Source organism: Thermodesulfobacteriota bacterium (genome assembly GCA_035325995.1).
Classification (GTDB): domain Bacteria; phylum Desulfobacterota_D; class UBA1144; order Nemesobacterales; family UBA2774; genus JADLGH01.
Genome location: DAOKYU010000017.1, coordinates 1 through 16,156, shown reverse-complemented (window position 1 = coordinate 16,156; position 16,156 = coordinate 1). Strand labels below are relative to the sequence as shown.

Genomic DNA, 16,156 nt, shown 5'->3' with positions numbered 1-16,156 from the left:
AGGTAAGCCACGATGAAGATAAACGAATTCCTGTACGACCTCTGCACGAAAGGGAAAGGGTTCGCGGCGCTTGCGACCCTGATGCCCGACGGCTCGCCCCAGGTGAGCCTCGTCTGGGTGGACTCCGACGGCGAGCACGTTCTGATAAACACGGCCGAGGGGAGGCGGAAACCCGAGAACGTCCGGAGGGACGGCAGGGTCGCCGTCTCGATATTCGACCCCGAAAATCCTTACAAACAGGCGATGGTGCGCGGAGTCGTCACGGACATCACCCGTGAAGGCGCCGAGGAGCACATCGACAGGCTGGCGATGAAATACATCGGGCAGGACAAATACCCCTGGAGGGGGCCCGGCGAAAAGAGAGTGATCATCAAGATAAAGCCCGAGCACGTAATCGAGGTCGGCGCGTAACGCAGCGGTGGAGGAGATTCGAGGCACCGGCCGCGCGCCGGGTGACGTTTGCCTCAGCCGAAGCATTCCGTCTATTTCCGCTTCGGGAGCGCCATCTCCTTCGTCCGCCTCACGAGCTCGTAGCCGGAGTAAACAGCGAGGTGCCTGACGCTCCCCATGCCGAAGACTCGCGTCAGGAAACCGGGGAACCCGAGCAGCCGCCGTATAAATCCAGGGTCTACGTTCCCCTTGCCGTACGACCGCCAGAGGAACCCGAGCTCGACGAGGCCGTCCGTTATACCGGGCGGCGAGGTCCTCACGCCGTGCTCGAACCTCTCGGCCCTGCCCGCGGGAATCGCGTCGAGCTCGCGGAGCGCGTCCTCCGAAACACCGACGTCCGGGTAGGACCCGAGGTAGCGGAGCGCCTCCCTCACGGGCAGCACGACTCCGTGCCTCCGTGCACCTGCGGCGAGCCGCCCCCAGTCGAGCCCCTCTCCTTCCTTCCTCAATATCGCAGCCGCGTCGGCCACCCATCTTACGGGCGGCGTCGGGTCCCACCTCATCCCGTGCGCGCACACCTGGAGGAGCTGGTCCGCAGGGTCGAGCACGAGCGCGGGCGCGCCCTCGACCGTCACCCTCCGCGCCGCCTCCCAGAAAGGCGCGTCGGCGTCGGGGGAATTGTAGCCGTGGAGGACGTGCCAGTGAAGGTCTATCGTGAACTCGTCCGGGTTTACGAGGTCCTGCCCGTGCCGGACGGTGAAATACTCGTCCGAGAATTCCGAGAGCTTCCGGACCTCGGGCTTCCACCCGAGGCGCGACAGCGCGTCCATGTCGGCTAGCCCCTTGAGCGGCGTTATCGACGAGCTCCAGCCGAGCCCGGTCAGTATCTCGACGGCCTCGCGCGCGCGGCGCGTCGGGACGAGGATGTCGGCGTCGAGCATCGGGCGGAGGCCGTAGTCGCCGTAATATTCCACCGCCAGCGCAGTGCCCTTGAGTAGCACCGCCTCCATCCCGAGCCCGTCCAGCTTTGCAAGCAGGCGCGAGAGCGCGGCGAAGCGCTTGCGGTTGTTTTCGAGCGTGACGTCGTAGACCCACCTGAAGATATTCAGGTAAGGGTCGTCGGCAATACCGTTAGCGATGAGGTTTTTATAGAGGAGGGGGAATAACCTGTACGAGCCCGGATCGACGTGATCGAGGTTGGCGAGCGTTTTCCACTCGGCGAAGGCCGCCCTGCATTCGTCCCCCGGAAGAAGCGAGGCTCGGAGGAGGAGCTCCTGCCCGCGCGTGGGCAGGCACCCGCCGCCAGAGATTTTCTTGCCGGAACCGGACCTGTGCATCTTAAGATAGTATCAGGAATTTAAAGCTGTATTCCAGTCATCCCGGACGGACCGTAAATAAAAAATCCCGGAAGGCTTGAAAACTACAGGCGGGGGAAAATCTATCGCAAGGCCGGGGCGGAACGGGAAAACGGCTGCCCGCGTCTGGAAGGGAGAGTAATGAAAATAAAAAAGCGAAGCTCCGCAGATTCGTTATATTCACGACGAGCACGCAGCTCGCCTGCCAAACTCTAAAACAATTCCGCCGCTGTGTTTAGTTTTCCTGGTTGCTCGCGGCGTTGGCCGTCGTGAGGTTCAGCTTCTGGTTGAGCATCATCACCGAAAAAACGGCCGGTATCACGAAAGCGCCCTTGGTGATCTTCTCGAGGAAATTGCGCCTTTCGGGGTTTACCTTATCGAATGTTTCCTTGTCGCTCATATAGCCTCCACAATACTGTCGTTTAATCAGGTCTTGCATTGCTGCCGGCTCAACCCGGCGCACCTGTCGGCCCGGGTTGACCTGTCGGACCAGGTATACCCGTCGGACCAATCGGACCTGTGGGACCTGTCTGATTGCTCTGCGCGTTGGCCGTCGTGAGGTTGAGCTTCTGGTTCAGCATCATCACGGACAGCACGGCAGGTACTACGAAAGCGCCCTTCGTAAGCCTTTCGAGAAACTCGCGCCTCTCGGGGCTTACGTTGGCCGGAATTTTCCTGTGGTCGCTCAAGGACCCTCCACCCGCCGCCCCGGAAATAATCAGGACGGATTCGGGGGTAACCTAGAAAATATTGCTCTGGGCGTTGGCCGTCGTGAGGTTGAGCTTCTGGTTAAGCATCATCACCGACAGCACCGCCGGAACCACGAAAGCGCCCTTCGTGAGCTTTTCGAGAAACTCGCGCCTCTCGGGGCTTACGTTGGCCGGAATCTTCTTTTCGTCCATATGATCCTCCTTGATGTTTACAAAATTTTATCAACCAGGCTGGTTACTCTGGGCGTTGGCCGTGGCGAGATTGAGCTTCTGGTTAAGCATCATCACCGACAGCACGGCCGGCACGACAAAAGCACCCTTCGTGAGCTTTTCGAGAAACTCGCGCCTCTCGGGGTTAACGTTGCCGGGAATCCTGTTATCGTCCATGACTCCTCCACATTTTTGTTAAAAACCGTTAATGCCGTTTTGGTTACTCTGCGCGTTGGCCGTCGTGAGGTTGAGCTTCTGGTTGAGCATCATGACGGAAAACACGGCCGGTATCACGAAAGCGCCTTTCGTGATCTTTTCGAGGAATTCGCGCCTCTCGGGGTTTACGTTCCCCGGAATCTTCTTTTCGTCGCCCATGAAATCCTCCTTAAAGATTCAAACCACAACACGAAAGATTCAAACCACAACACAAAGATTCAAATCACAACACAAAGATTCAAATCACAACACTTCTCAAAATTTAACACATACGTAAATACAAGACAAGCGAATTGAGGGGGTTCGAAAATTTCCCGCAGCGGTTTATAACCAACGCCGGGGGTGGACGCCGTTCAGAGCGAGCGCATGAATTCGAGGAGCCTCTGCTGCGAGCTCTCGTTCGTCCACCTGTTCTCTATCCACGCCGCCCCTTGAAGAGCCCTTACCAGACGCATCCCGTAGTTCGAATATACGTCCGCGATCGCTTCCCTGATGTCCTTCACGGAAACGGTATTCCACTCGCCGCAGTCGCCCCAGTAGTCCTCGGCCTTATCCATCCCCGAGACGGGAATAACCCTGTAATACCCGGAGCTTACGAGCTCGTCGTGGACGGGAATGTCCGTGATGAGTGTCGGTATGCCTAGGTAGAGGCTCTCCCTCGGGGTGAACGACCATCCCTCCCCGCTCGAAGGGAAGGCATAGCACGAAAGCCTCGCGTACCACTCGGAAGTCCCCTCCTCGTCCAGCGTCCCCTGCGTCCATTCGACGAAAGAAGAATTCGCGATGAGGGCTATCTCCTTGGTGTAAAGGTGATCGAACATTACGGACGAATGCACCGCAAGTCTGAGGCCGGGGATTTCCTTCACGAGGTCGGCGCACGCCTGGTAGAGCTTGAAGAGGTTCTTTCTCCTGTACGGGACGCCGAGGAATCCTATCCTGAATATGCCTTTCTCCGCCCCGCGCGCCTGCTCGGGGAGCCTCCTGTGACGAGTGAATCCCTGGTGTATCACCTCTATCGGCGCCTTTACGCCCGACGCCAGGAACGCCTCCTTCACATAACCATGCGGAACGATGCAGCGGTGGTAATGCCCGTTTATCTGCCGCACCCAGATAGAGGGGATCCTCGTCGTCTCGTACGTCGTGTAAATGACGTTCGTGTTACGCGGCGAGAGCTTTACTTCGTGGTCGCCTGGCATGAAGGCCATCAGGACCTTCTTTCCGCTCGTCCCGGAGGTGTCGCGCTCCTTCCGGAAAAGCGCCGCCGCGCGGCCGAATACGGTCGAAAGCCCGTCGAAGGGGGGATCGTCGCCGTAAACGTCGAGAAGGCATATGCCGTCGTCCCCCTCTCCGCCGTCCGCGCATCTCCGAAGCGCGACGTCGCGGCGGAGCGCATCCAGCTCCTCATTGCTTATACGCCTCGGGCCGGGGGGCGGAGCCGCTCGGCCCTTCAGGTTTTCCCACCTCCACGAGCCGGCGTGGGCGTGGACGGCGTAGCTCCCGAAATGGCACGAAAGGGCGCGGCAAACCGGGCACGTCCTGTCCTTGTTCGGGATCACGACGACGTCCTTCATACCCCTCCCGTATTTCGTATAGACGGCCGTCACGAGCCCAGGCCCCGTCGATTCGAGTATGTCCTCCTCGGCCTTTATTTCCCGCCCCGCCTGAGCGGCCATGCCTTCTATGATCCCGAGGAGGAACGGGTGGCCCGGCTCGCTCCCGAAGGCGTAGTTCCCGACCCTGAGCGGGCTTTCGAGCCCCCGCCCGGCGGCCTCTTCGGGGGAAAGCGTCGCCTCCTCGCCGAACACCGCCCTGAACTCCGAGAGATCATCGAGCGGGATCCTGCACTCGACGTCCGTATCGAGATAGAATCCCCCGTCGCCGTAGACCGCGACGACGCGGAATATATCCGTCTTCTGTATCGGGAGCGACGCGTCGTAGAGAGGCAGGAGGGCCGGGAATATCCTCTCGACCGCCGCCCTGCATTCGGCGTCGCCGTATAGCCTGTGCTCCCACCCGGGGTGGAGCGCGGCAACCCTTTCGACGAAAGCGGCGAGATCGGGCGAAAGCTCCATAGTGCTCTTGCACGTCTGGTGGATAATTTTCGGTATGGCCATTTTCAATACGCGGCGGATTTCAATCCGAAATCCCGTCCAGGATTTCGGCTGCCTGCGCGGTGTCGTACGTGCCGTCGAGTATGCCGCGTATGAGCCGCGACGACTCGTCCGAAAGCGGCTTCGACGACGCGAATATCTTCTCCCAGTGCGTCCGCGACCAGGTGTTTCCGCCGTGGTAGGTATATATATACAACCTTGGCATTATAACAGGAAAGACGAGACCTTTCGAAAAGAGCTTCCTTACGAGCGGCGTGTCCTCGCCGACCTTGAGGTCGTCGTACTCGATTCCCTCCTCTATGAGGGAAGTCTTGCAAAGAAGCCCCCCCTCCCACGGCCTCCGGTTCGAGAGATACGCCCTCCCCCCGGCCTCGTCGAATATGAACCACTGCATCAGTATGCACGCCGGCAGGCCCGACTGCTCGATGACGCCCATCTGGAACGCTATGCGCCCGGGGTGCGAATAATCGTCGTCGTCCCACTGGCAGAAATACTCGCCCGAGCACTTCGAAACGGCCATGTTCCTGAGGGAGCCGAGCGTGACGCCGGGATCGTCCGGCGCCTCTATCCTGACTATGTCCGGGTCGTCGATGCCGTCGAGGACGTCTTTCGTCGGCTGATCGAAGCTCTCGTAGATTACGACGAGCTCCTTTCGGGGATAGGCCTGCCCGCGAAAGCACCGGATCGCCCTTTCGAGGAGCCGGGGCCTTCCGAGCGTTACGCACAGGCACGATACCAGCGGCTCTTCGCTCATGAAGTCGCCTTCGCCCTGCCGAGCATCGCCCTAACAAACATCAGCTTCGTCTTGTATTCCGTATTATCCGGGTCGAGGCCGAGGGCCCGGGCGTAATGCGCCTCGCTCTCGGCGAGCCTCCCGAGTTTGAAGTAACACCCGGCCAGCGGCTCGTGCGAGAGCTCGCCGAATATGCCGGCGTTGTAGGCGAGAGGGCCCGTGAGCGTATCGGGGTCTATCGACAGCAGCGATTCGAATACCGGGGCCGCCTCCTCGAACCGGCCCTCGCGCACGAGCGCCCTGGCGCGCGTCCATATGAAGAGGTAGTTGTCAGGAAAGAGCGAAAGCGCCTCTTCGAGCAGCGGGCCGATGTCCCCGCCCCTCTCGGCGAGGAGGCATATCATCTCGTAATAAACGTGGCTGTCCTCGTGCGTCACGTTAGAAATATCCTTCGCGCGCGTCATCCGGAGCGCCTCGGTCCACGCCCTCTCGGCCCCCCGGGCGTCGCCGAGCCCCTTCATGGCGACCCCGAGCTGCCACCTGAGATACATCCGCTCCGGGTCGTTTTCTATCTGTTTTATAAGGAGCGGGAGGTTCCTCTCGTGCTTGTGCGTGAGCTCGCCGTCGTAGCCCGTGTGTATTATCGAGAACGGGCTGTCGCCTATGGCGAGCCCGTCCTCCTCGGCCGCATCGTTCATTCCCGCGACCATGGATTCGTGTATCACTCCCTCGAACCTTATGCGCGGATCGTTGAGAAATATCCTGTATTCCCTGTACGACGTGTAGCCCGTTATGGGATGGAATTTTACGGTGTGCGCCGCGTATCCGGGGCGGGACAGCTCGGCCTCGACCGCGGCCCTCCCGCCGGAGACGAACCTTTCGTCGGCGTCGATGTAGAGGATCCACCTGCCTTCCGAGCGCCCGATGGCCTCGTTGCGCGCGTCGGCGAAGCTGCCGTTCCAGGGGAAATCGAACACCCGGGCGCCGTAGGAAAGCGCTATGTCTTTCGACGTGTCCGAAGAGCCGGTATCCACCACTACCACTTCGTCTACGACGCTCCGGAGCGACTCGAGGCATCCTTCGAGGAACCTCTCCTCGTTACGCACTATCATCGCCGCGCTTATCAACTTGCCGCTCAATCTCTGTCACACCTTCGATAAAGTCTAACTGATTTTAAAGGATGGAAATACTGGACCGCGTGCAGGCGTCAACCGCCGGCCTTACATTAAAAACCGGGCGGGCGTAAAGCCGTACAATGCCCGGAAAGATCGACTGTCCGGGATACACGGGCAGCCGGCTTACGTCTCAAAACCGGACCGCCCGCCATTTATCTCCCCGGCGTCTTAAACGCCTTCGGCGTGCGCCCCCTGCCCGCGCTCCGCCGGCTCGAACGTGTAAAAGCCGGCTTCCGGCGAGAGGGTGCTGCCGATGAGAATACCGTTCGCCCAGTAATGGCCGGTATCGCCACCGGGAAGGAGGTCGAACGTGTAGCCGCCTGTGTATGCGGCCCTTTCGACGGATACGACCGTGGACCCGTCGAGCCCGTCGCCCGGGACGAGGTCGTCTATCGCCCTTCCGTCCGCCGTCGGGTGTATGCCCGAAACGTATAGCTCGCGCCCGTCCTCGAGAACGACGCGGCAGACGACGTGCGTGTCAGGGGCTGTAACCCTGGACGCCATGACTACGGGGACTGCCACGCGGTTCCCTTCGAGGTCCATGGAATAAACCGGCATGCCGGGCCTCAGGTCCATGACCCTGATATCGCCGTTCGGGGTGGCTATCAGCGCGCCCGGCGTGAGACAGATCGTGATATTACTCTGTGCGTTTGCCGTCGTGAGGCTCAGCTTCTGGTTGAGCATCATCACGGACAGCACGGCGGGAACAACGAAAGCGCCCTTCGTGAGCTTCTCCAGGAACTCGCGCCTCTCGGGATTGACCTTGTCGATAAACTCCTTATCTGCCATACTTCCCTCCATATAGCTTATCAGATTTTTAAAGCATTTGTTCCGACTATATCACAGGTATTTTTTCCTGTAAAGCAGCCACGGCGCCGTCGAGATCGCCGATCCCGAGCACGTAGCAATCGGCCTCGTCGACGATCCTGCAGACCGCCGGTATCTTCAGGTGGTCTTCGGTCTCCGAAAGATACGTCATCGGCATCACCCTCTCCACCATCCTGTATTTCGGGCATTCTTCTATATACGTCTCCCTTCCGTGGTTGGGCTCGAGGTGGAAAATCGCGTCTATCTTCCCCGCGTCCACCTTCCACTCGCGCCCGGCGTCCATGGGCGAGAACGAGAACATCCTCTGCCCGTAAGTCGTATCGTTCCAGGGGAGCGTCTCGAAGAGCCCCGCCATCTCGGGCAGGAGCGGCACGCTGCCCTCCTTTATATGAAACCGTCTCGGGAAGGGGAACGCCTCGCCGCCCCTTACGAGCACGAGCTCGTCGCCCGTCACCCTGAACCCGCCGAGGAGGAGCTTCACCATAAGCGTGCTCTTCCCCGTCCCCTTGTCGCCGACGACGATAAACCGCCGGCCCCCCCGCTCGCCGTACCCGGCGTGTATGCGGAGCGTCCCCTCGAAATGTGAGAGCGCCTTCGCATGAAGGAGCGCCAGCAGCCTGTTGATCATGTCCATCCGGCCCGGGACGCCGTACCCAGGACGGGCGCCGTCCTCGACTATGCGGTACCCCTCCCCTTCGGGCGCGACTTCGTACGCCGTCTCGCCGAGCAGCGGGAAGCCCTCCTGCGACGCGGTATGGGTGATGAAACGAAGGGCCTCGAAAGCCCTTTCGTCGTCCGTCTGTATGGTGAATCCGGAATGTAAAAGCCGGTGATGCGCCTGGTACTTTATTTAATCAGTTCCTCGTCGAAGAGTGTCTTGAGGCAGTCGGCGACTTCCTTCTCCGGCACCTCGGGAAGGCCGTAAGCGGTCTTTACTATATCGCCTATCTCGGCCGTGGAATTCCCGCCCGTGCACGCTTCGAGCACGAGCACGGCGGTTTTATTAAGGTAGTGCACCTTGTCTTTTTCGCTCTGGTATATGACGTACCCGTCCTCGACTTCGTTGATTTCGAGGCCCTCGGCGATTTTCGGAAATTCGTTCATTGCCCGCTCCGTCTCCACGGGCGGCTGATTGAGCTCCGCCGCCCGAAATTCTTTCAGGCATATTATCCGGAATTTCCCCTCCCATTTCAAGCGGGCAACGCCCGGCGCACCACTTGCGCAGGAAATCGAAGGGGCAGCATCCTTGCTATTATCGCCTGACGCGCTTCCGGTGGTTTCAGTAACTTTGGTGCTACGTCGAATGCGTGTATCATCCGAACGAATGTGAGAGATCTATCTTCTAAAAACTGGATTCCCGACCCGGCTTCGCCTGTGGGCTTCGCCGCGGCAGGTACGAGCATTCGGTAATGACAGGTCAGGAGCTCGCCCCAATCATAATATTGCAAGCTGCGCTTGTCGCGGCGAAGCCATGCGAAGCCGGATGCAGCGCAGCAATACCCCTCCGGGCCGGCGCACCACGTGCGCAGGATATCGAAGTAGCAGCAGTCTTGCCATTATCACCAGACGCGCTTCAGGCGGTCTCGGCGCCCCCTGTGCTATGTCGAAAGAGACACTATGTGTCCACGCCTCGCGTGCTGGAATTCGGCGTAACCGACCTGGAAATCCATAGCACCACTCGGTCGTCTATCCTGTTTAATCACCTGACTTGCCCCGCCGAAGACATCGAGTGGATGAGCGTTAAGAATCCGACCTACCTTACTCTTCCCTCCCCCTCCCAGGGGGAGGGTCAGGGTGGGGGTAAAGTATTTGGAGGATTTAGCGAAGGAACGATGATTTTGCACGCCTCGCGTGCAGGATTCCGAAGTAGCAGCAGTCTTGCTATTACCACCTGACGCGCTTCAGGTGACTTTAGCACCTTCTATGCTATGTCGAAAAAGACACTACGTGTCCCCGGCCCGGCGGCTCGCAGCCGCACGCAATCGAAGTAGCGGCGCATTTCTATTACCACCTTTCGCACTTCAGTTGCAAAAATCCATGAAGGTACTTCGTCGGAAAACACACTTCGTGTGTGCTACTTTTCATCAAGGAAAAGTAGAAAGCCTTATATCGACCTTGTAGGTTAAGTATAGAACTTCCCCTTCAGCCACTGGAGACCCCATGAGATGTATGCCTTAGCCTTTTCTGTTCATGCTTTTAAAAACGAGATTCTGAATCAAGTTCAGAATGACGGAAAATGCAAAGTCGGGATAAATCATATTATTGCAAGCCGCACGCTCGTCGCGGCGCCTGTCGGAGCGACTTGTCCGACGAAGCCTTTTTATCGGTCGACTTGTCCACCGTAGCTTCAGCGAAGGTGGAAGCTTTAGCGGAGCCTGAAGCAAAGTTGGAAGCGGAGTCCGAGGCGAAGTCGGAAGCCTCAGCGTAGCCTGAAAGCCATGCGTAACCTGACGCGGCGCAGCGATACATCCCACCACCAAACCCGCAGCATCCATCCCCCCCCAAAAAACAAAAAAAAGCCCCGAGGGAGCCGCAACTCCCCCGGGGCACATGTAATCCTTAAGTATTCAAAATTGTTCTACAGAACTTAAGACTGCGTCGAGCCGTCACCACCGCCGGTGGTCGGGTGCTCGGTCGTCGCGTCCTTGTCCTTGCCGCCGCATGCGAGCACGTTCGACGTCGTAAGAACTACGCCGCCCAACGCGAGCCCGAGCGTGATGGCCAATGTGAAGAGTAACTTTTTCATGTTGTCTAGCCTCCTGCCGAATTGATGTCTAAAAGTTTAGCCTAAAGTATCGATTTTTGCCAATACTTTTTAGAAAAAATGCAATATACGGAGGAGATACACGGACTTCGGAGCCCGGCTTCCGGAAGCTCATTTTCCTCACCCCTTCCGCGCCCACGCGCTTATCCACGTGTTCGACATGCCGAGCCCGTCCCTGACGCCGGCCGCGAAGTACTCCCCGATGAGCCTGTCCTTGAGCGTATCGACGTCCACCTCGGCCGCCGTCGCTATGCCGAGCTTCTCCATCATCGGCACGAGGCTCCTTATGGTGCTGACGAACCAGTCTATACCGCCCGAGGCCTGCCCCCCGATAAAGGCGTCCATGTGCATCATGGGCTCGGGCAGACCCGCCCTCTTGAAGACAGGCAGGAGCTTGAACCCCATCTGCATCTCCGTGCCCGACTTTTCCATGGCGGCATAGAGGAGATCCCACGCTTTCTGCATGAGCGGCATCGGCGGGATCACCTGCGGGCGCACCGTGAAATCGACCTCCTGGAACGCGACCACACCCCCGCTGCGTACGGACTTCAGCAGCTTCGCTAGCGCCTTCTCCGGCGAGGGGATGTACATCAAAACGGCCCGCCCTGCGAGCGCGTCGAAGACGCCCTCGGGCTCGGCAGATGCTATGTCGCAGCAGACGAACTCGACGTTCCCGCGCCCCTCGGCCTCGATACGCTTCCGCGCCGACTCCTGTATCGCGGGGTTCTTCTCGAGGCTGACCACCTCGCCCGTGGGGCCTACCATCTCCGAAAGGAGGATCGTCACGTCCCCCGCCCCGGTACCGAGCTCGAGCACACGCATCCCCGGCTCGATGCCGGCCAGGGCGAACACCCTCCGCGTCGTCTCGATAATGATCCTCGACTGCTCCCGGAGCCGCTTCTTCTCGTTCTCCGTGTCGCTGAGTGCGTAATCTACCTTCTTCTCTTCCCGTGCCATTTGCCGCACCCCCTCAGCCAATAAGTATAGCCGGAGAGACTTCGGCTACGGCAATCGTCCTTTTCATTCTGTCATTCCCAACAATTCCAAACGAGCGAGGAACCTACCCTATTGGTGTCATTCCCGAATGCATGCTTGTCGGTCGAAGCCTTTTTATCGGTCGAAGCCTTGGCGTAGTCCGAGGCAGAGTCCGATATCGGGAATCCAGCACGCGTGGCGTGCTGGATTCCGACGTCGCGGCGCTCAGCCGCGACTCCACTATTCAGTCATCCTGAATTTAATTCAGGATCTCGCTTTTTTCCTTTGCTTTTACTCTCTTCATAGAATATTGGTGGCTCTTTGCGTCTTTTTCGGCATTCCTCCGTCTATATGGATAGAAAACATAAATGGAGGCGTAAAATGACGGAACAAAGAAAATGCGATTGTGGTTGCGGCTGCGGGTGTGAATGCAGCCCGATGGAAGGCGGAGGCTGCAGCTGCAAGTGTACGTGCGAAGACTGCAAATGCTGCGGATGACGTATTGAACGTCACCCATCCTCACAAGTCCCCGGATTGCGTCCCTTCCCCCTTCGAGGGGGCTCGTCGCGGCGTAGCTTCAGCGAAGCCGGAAAGGACAGGCTGGGGGTGAATAAAGACGGCTGCAACGGCAGCGGCATTTACACTTTATAATATTACGGTATCGCTATGCTTAAAAAGGAACAGACGGCGGCTATCTGGAGCGAATTCTCCGGGCAGATCAGAAGACACCTTCTCGGCAAGGTCCGGAACGAATCCGACGCGGACGACCTCATGCAGGAGGTGTTCGTGAAGGTCCACCGTCACGCGGGCGAGCTCAGGGACAGGGACAAGCTCGCGCCGTGGATAAGAAGGATCGTCTCGAACACCGTTATCGACTATTACAGGAAAGGCGGCGCTCCCGAAGTCGAGCTCGACGAGGAAAAGACCGCCCTCGGCGAAGACGATGGCGACGACGCGCTCGCCTGCGCCGTGAAATGCCTCAAGGTGTTCGTCTCGCGGCTGCCGGATAAATACAGGGACGCGCTCCTCCTCGCCGACGTCGAGGGCGAAAGGCAGAAGGAAGCGGCGCTCAGGATGGGAATCTCCTACTCCGGGTTCAAGTCGCGCGTCCAGCGCGGCCGTGCCATGATTAAGGATATGTTCCTCGGCTGCTGCGTCGATTCGCTGGATGCGGACGGCAACCTGAACCCGCGCTTCAGCCCGCGCGACGACTGCCCCATCTGCAGCGCCGAAGACGAATCGGCCAGAAACTGACTTTCCCGCGCCGGCCCTTTGTGCTATATTTCGCCGTTAAGAGCGGAACACGCTATCCGTCCCGCATACTCCGTGCGGGATTAACACACGACCCCGACAAAACGGCCCTCGTATTCGAGTTGTAGAGTGCGGACGCCGTGCGGGCTCGACGGGCAGCCTGCCCCGCACGGAATATCCTTCGCAATCGCCGCGCAGCCCTTGACTTCAAACTTAAAAAGATTCAATCTGTTGTTTGTTTCCCGCATTTGAAAACGAATTGAATCGAGGCGCGAATCCGCTTTCAGTCACAACCAGGGCGCCTCGGCGGCTTTCGACACGGCCACGGTCATTTTACGGACCGACAGGAGGATGAGCAATGCCCGGGAAATTCGCCATCTCATTCTTGATTGCCTTTTTCTGCTTCGCCGCAGGTGCTTTCGCGCAGCCCTTCGCCTATATAGCCAACAACGACGGCTCCTCGATCTCGGTGATCGACGTTAGCACGAATACCGTCGTCGATACGATCGCTACCGGCGAGCGGCCTTCGGGCACTGCAGTCTCCCCCGACGGCGCTTTCGTCTACGTCGCTCTTCAGACACCGAACGAGGTAATCGCCATAGACGTCTCGCTGAACGAGATCGTGGCTACCGTTCCCGCCGGAGACTCCCCGACGGGAATCGACATAACACCCGACGGCAGGTTCCTCTACGTCGCGAACACGGGTTCCGACAACGTATCCGTTATAAGCGTCGCGTCGTACAGCGTCGTGGACACAATACCCTTCCTCGACTCGCCCGTCGGCGTCGTGGTATCGCCCGACGGCGGCTCGGTTTACGTTACCTGCTATGAAACAAACTCCATCTCCGTGATAAGCACGGCGTCGAACACCGTCACTGCAACTATAGGCCCGACGAACGGGCCCTTCGGCCTGGATATCGGCCCCGACGGCGCTTTCTTATACGTGGCGAACGAAGCCGCCGACAACGTGCTCGTCATAAGCACCGCGGCGAATACGATCGTCGACGCCATACCCGTCGGAATCACGCCGGTAGCCCTTGTTGTATCGCCCGCCGGCGGCCGCGTCTACGTAGCCAACGCTATTTCCAACACCGTGTCGGTCATACGGACCGCCGACAACTCCGTCATCGACGAAATACCCGTAGGCAGCGGACCGATCGGTATAGACGTAACGTCTGACGGGAGGTTCGTCTACGTCTCCAACGCCGAATCGAACTCGGTCTCCGTCATAAGAACCGCGGACAATACCGTCGTCGATATAGTGCCCGTAGGGGCCTTGCCCTCGTCGTTCGGCAAGTTCATAACCCCGGGCGGATCCGGCCCCGTCTCTTCCATACCCACGCTCGGCGAATGGGGGTTGATAGCCCTCTCGGCGCTCTTCGGTCTGTCCGCCATGTTCGCGATCAGGAAGAGAAGAAACGCGGCGGCACAGGCGGGCACAAGTTTCCATTGAACGGGGCGTCCCTGTCCCGTCCCCCCATTGCGCGCGGCCGGGTTCGGGCTTATCCTTTTGCCGTCATGAGCTGCAGCGATAAGGGACCGGGCGTAAATTCATGAGATGGGACAAGAGCCTCAGGCTCGATTTCAGGTTTCAAAACGCCAACGTCGTGCTGACATCGCAAACCCCAGTCGGCATCATCCCTCCCCCGTCCGACCCGCTCGAATGGCTCGACGGCTACACGGGATATTACGTGCGGCTCACCGACGACGACGGCCGCGTCTTCTACGTCCAGACACTCCGCGACCCGTTCCGCTCCGAGGCCGAAACGTACGGCGACGACGAATCGAGCCCGCTCGATTACGCGATCCTGAAAGAGCCCGAAGTCGAATTCTCCATACTCGTTCCCGACCCGGGTTTTACGTTCACCCTCGAAATCGTAAACAACCCGCTCCAGCCCGAGATACCAGTCTACAGGCTCGCGCGGCAGTCGTTCACGTTCACAATCGACCCTGCGGAGCTCATATTCCCGCCCATGGTCGTATCGCGCGAAGTGGAGCACGGCGCGGTACTGGGCGTGGAAAAATTAGTAGACCACGGCCCGGACGACAAATGCTGGACGATCTGCATACTGGCCGAGGGCTACCGCGCCGACGAGATGCCGAAATTCGTTTCCGACGCCGCGGGGTTCATCGACAGATTCAAATCGTTTGGGCCTTTCGACGAGTTCTGGCACAGGACAAACGTCTATATAGTCAAGGTATCCTCGACGGACAGCGGGGCCGATCTCCCTGCGCAGTGCCAGGACGGCGCGCCGCCCGTAAGCGTTAATACATATTTCAACGCCAGCTTCTGCGGCGCCGTCGGCAACAAGCGACTACTGGTCGTCGATCAGCAAACGGCGAAAAAGGTCTGGGACAACTTCGCCCCCCAGGCGCACGTCACCTTCGCCATGGTGAACAGCCCGATATACGGCGGCTCGGGCGGCAACGTCCCGGTGTTTTCGACCAACGGCTCGGCCGCGCTCATCGGCTTACACGAGCTCGGTCACAGCTTCTTCAAGCTCGCCGACGAATACGAGACGCCTTACATAAACGACAATCCCGATAACTACCCGAACCTCACGAGCAGGACGCAGCTCGCGGACATAAAATGGAAGGACCTGATCGCTCCCGGAACGCCGATCCCGACTTCGAGAAACGCCTGCGCCGGCGATCCCTTCGCCCACCCCGTGCCCGACGGCACGGTCGGCCTCTTCGAAGGCGGGCTATACCAGACGTGTAACGTCTTCCGCCCGGAGAAGAACTGCCTCATGCGCACGCTGACCAAACCCGGCTTCTGCGCCGTCTGCACACGCGTCATCCGCACGAAACTCTCCCTCCTCCTCGGCCCCGACACGCTGAACGTTTAGAAGATATCAACAGAGTGCATCATAAGGCATTCTTATTTCTCTTCTTTAAGCCTTTTTTCTAAGGTTGAAAGTTCATTTTCTTCGGCAGTAGCTTTTGCTGCCTCACTTTTTTCCTGCTGAATTATCTTTGCCAAGTACTCCCGATAGCTTTGGTTTGTAGCAGCAACGGCTTCCTCTAACATAGGTAAATGAGTGTCTTTGACATCTTCGGTCTTACATATGACTATGATATTATTTTCTTCTATGTAAGCATTTCGCTTCATTGAATAGATTTTTCGTTCCCAAATTTTGATAAAGATTTCTTCCCATTCTTCCGGTGGACTGTCAGACAGTTCAAGCGCTATATCATATAAGGATGGGTATACATCTGACTTTCTCGAAGCCTCCTTATTCATGCCAACAATCATAATATTTTCAAATCCTATCATCTCTTTCTCCACTATTGAAATTAGATACTGTATTATTTGACAATAGTATCATACGTAATAAAATCTACAAATAATCATATAGGGCAACTATGAACTTAGATTTGATGTGACCTTCCCCCCTTTTTTATACCACAGCAAATGAGAGTTTCCCGTTCATTTTA

Annotated in this window: 19 protein-coding genes; 4 read left to right on the top strand and 15 right to left on the bottom strand. The window is 58.4% G+C overall.

Going from position 1 to position 16,156, the window contains the following annotated elements; translation table 11 throughout:
• Window positions 1-12: 12 nt before the first annotated feature.
• Window positions 13-411, top strand: coding sequence for a PPOX class F420-dependent oxidoreductase (locus PKC29_14515; GenBank protein HML96633.1), 399 nt, complete (start codon window positions 13-15; stop codon window positions 409-411).
• 71 nt (window positions 412-482) lie between these two features.
• Here PKC29_14515 and PKC29_14510 read toward each other — a convergent pair whose 3' ends face one another.
• The 14 genes from PKC29_14510 to PKC29_14445 form a co-directional block, all read right to left on the bottom strand.
• Window positions 483-1,727 carry a nucleotidyltransferase family protein gene (locus tag PKC29_14510; protein ID HML96632.1) on the bottom strand — a complete coding sequence of 415 codons (1,245 nt, stop codon included), beginning with the start codon at window positions 1,725-1,727 and terminating at the stop codon, window positions 483-485.
• 253 nt (window positions 1,728-1,980) lie between these two features.
• Window positions 1,981-2,145, bottom strand: a complete 165-nt coding sequence (locus PKC29_14505) for a hypothetical protein (protein ID HML96631.1) — start codon at window positions 2,143-2,145, stop codon at window positions 1,981-1,983.
• A 49-nt stretch (window positions 2,146-2,194) separates the two neighbouring features.
• Window positions 2,195-2,434 carry a hypothetical protein gene (locus PKC29_14500; GenBank protein ID HML96630.1) on the bottom strand — a complete coding sequence of 80 codons (240 nt, stop codon included), beginning with the start codon at window positions 2,432-2,434 and terminating at the stop codon, window positions 2,195-2,197.
• Window positions 2,435-2,485: 51 nt separating this feature from the next.
• Window positions 2,486-2,647, bottom strand: coding sequence for a hypothetical protein (locus PKC29_14495; GenBank protein HML96629.1), 162 nt, complete (start codon window positions 2,645-2,647; stop codon window positions 2,486-2,488).
• Between the two features lie 30 nt (window positions 2,648-2,677).
• The gene (locus tag PKC29_14490; protein HML96628.1) at window positions 2,678-2,842 is read right to left on the bottom strand and encodes a hypothetical protein; all 165 of its coding nucleotides are present in this window, start codon (window positions 2,840-2,842) and stop codon (window positions 2,678-2,680) included.
• 18 nt (window positions 2,843-2,860) lie between these two features.
• Window positions 2,861-3,040, bottom strand: a complete 180-nt coding sequence (locus PKC29_14485; protein ID HML96627.1) for a hypothetical protein — start codon at window positions 3,038-3,040, stop codon at window positions 2,861-2,863.
• Between the two features lie 194 nt (window positions 3,041-3,234).
• Window positions 3,235-4,995, bottom strand: coding sequence for a glycosyltransferase (locus PKC29_14480; protein ID HML96626.1), 1,761 nt, complete (start codon window positions 4,993-4,995; stop codon window positions 3,235-3,237).
• A gap of 19 nt (window positions 4,996-5,014) precedes the next feature.
• A complete protein-coding gene (locus tag PKC29_14475) occupies window positions 5,015-5,746 on the bottom strand; it encodes a glycosyltransferase family A protein (GenBank protein HML96625.1) in 732 nt (243 codons plus the stop codon).
• Window positions 5,743-6,864 carry a glycosyltransferase gene (locus tag PKC29_14470; GenBank protein HML96624.1) on the bottom strand — a complete coding sequence of 374 codons (1,122 nt, stop codon included), beginning with the start codon at window positions 6,862-6,864 and terminating at the stop codon, window positions 5,743-5,745. The genes PKC29_14475 and PKC29_14470 overlap by 4 nt, the downstream gene beginning before the upstream one ends.
• A 204-nt stretch (window positions 6,865-7,068) precedes the next feature.
• The gene (locus PKC29_14465; GenBank protein ID HML96623.1) at window positions 7,069-7,689 is read right to left on the bottom strand and encodes a Hint domain-containing protein; all 621 of its coding nucleotides are present in this window, start codon (window positions 7,687-7,689) and stop codon (window positions 7,069-7,071) included.
• Between the two features lie 46 nt (window positions 7,690-7,735).
• On the bottom strand, window positions 7,736-8,356 hold the full coding sequence (locus tag PKC29_14460) for a hypothetical protein (GenBank protein HML96622.1): 621 nt from the start codon (window positions 8,354-8,356) through the stop codon (window positions 7,736-7,738).
• A 218-nt stretch (window positions 8,357-8,574) separates the two neighbouring features.
• Window positions 8,575-8,832 (bottom strand): PqqD family protein, encoded by a 258-nt coding sequence (locus PKC29_14455; protein HML96621.1) that lies wholly within the window; start codon window positions 8,830-8,832, stop codon window positions 8,575-8,577.
• Window positions 8,833-10,315: 1,483 nt separating this feature from the next.
• A complete protein-coding gene (locus PKC29_14450; protein ID HML96620.1) occupies window positions 10,316-10,474 on the bottom strand; it encodes a hypothetical protein in 159 nt (52 codons plus the stop codon).
• Between the two features lie 138 nt (window positions 10,475-10,612).
• Entirely contained in the window at window positions 10,613-11,449 is an 837-nt protein-coding gene (locus PKC29_14445; protein HML96619.1) for a methyltransferase domain-containing protein, read from the bottom strand.
• Window positions 11,450-12,133: 684 nt separating this feature from the next.
• On the opposite strand from PKC29_14445, the gene PKC29_14440 reads away from it, so the two are divergent.
• The 3 genes from PKC29_14440 (at window position 12,134) to PKC29_14430 (ending at window position 15,567) form a co-directional block, all read left to right on the top strand.
• The gene (locus PKC29_14440) at window positions 12,134-12,721 is read left to right on the top strand and encodes a sigma-70 family RNA polymerase sigma factor (GenBank protein ID HML96618.1); all 588 of its coding nucleotides are present in this window, start codon (window positions 12,134-12,136) and stop codon (window positions 12,719-12,721) included.
• 355 nt (window positions 12,722-13,076) lie between these two features.
• Window positions 13,077-14,171, top strand: coding sequence for an IPTL-CTERM sorting domain-containing protein (locus tag PKC29_14435; GenBank protein HML96617.1), 1,095 nt, complete (start codon window positions 13,077-13,079; stop codon window positions 14,169-14,171).
• Window positions 14,172-14,271: 100 nt separating this feature from the next.
• On the top strand, window positions 14,272-15,567 hold the full coding sequence (locus PKC29_14430; protein ID HML96616.1) for a M64 family metallopeptidase: 1,296 nt from the start codon (window positions 14,272-14,274) through the stop codon (window positions 15,565-15,567).
• A gap of 32 nt (window positions 15,568-15,599) precedes the next feature.
• On the opposite strand, the gene PKC29_14425 is transcribed toward PKC29_14430, so the two are convergent.
• Entirely contained in the window at window positions 15,600-15,995 is a 396-nt protein-coding gene (locus PKC29_14425) for a hypothetical protein (protein ID HML96615.1), read from the bottom strand.
• Window positions 15,996-16,156: the final 161 nt, after the last annotated feature.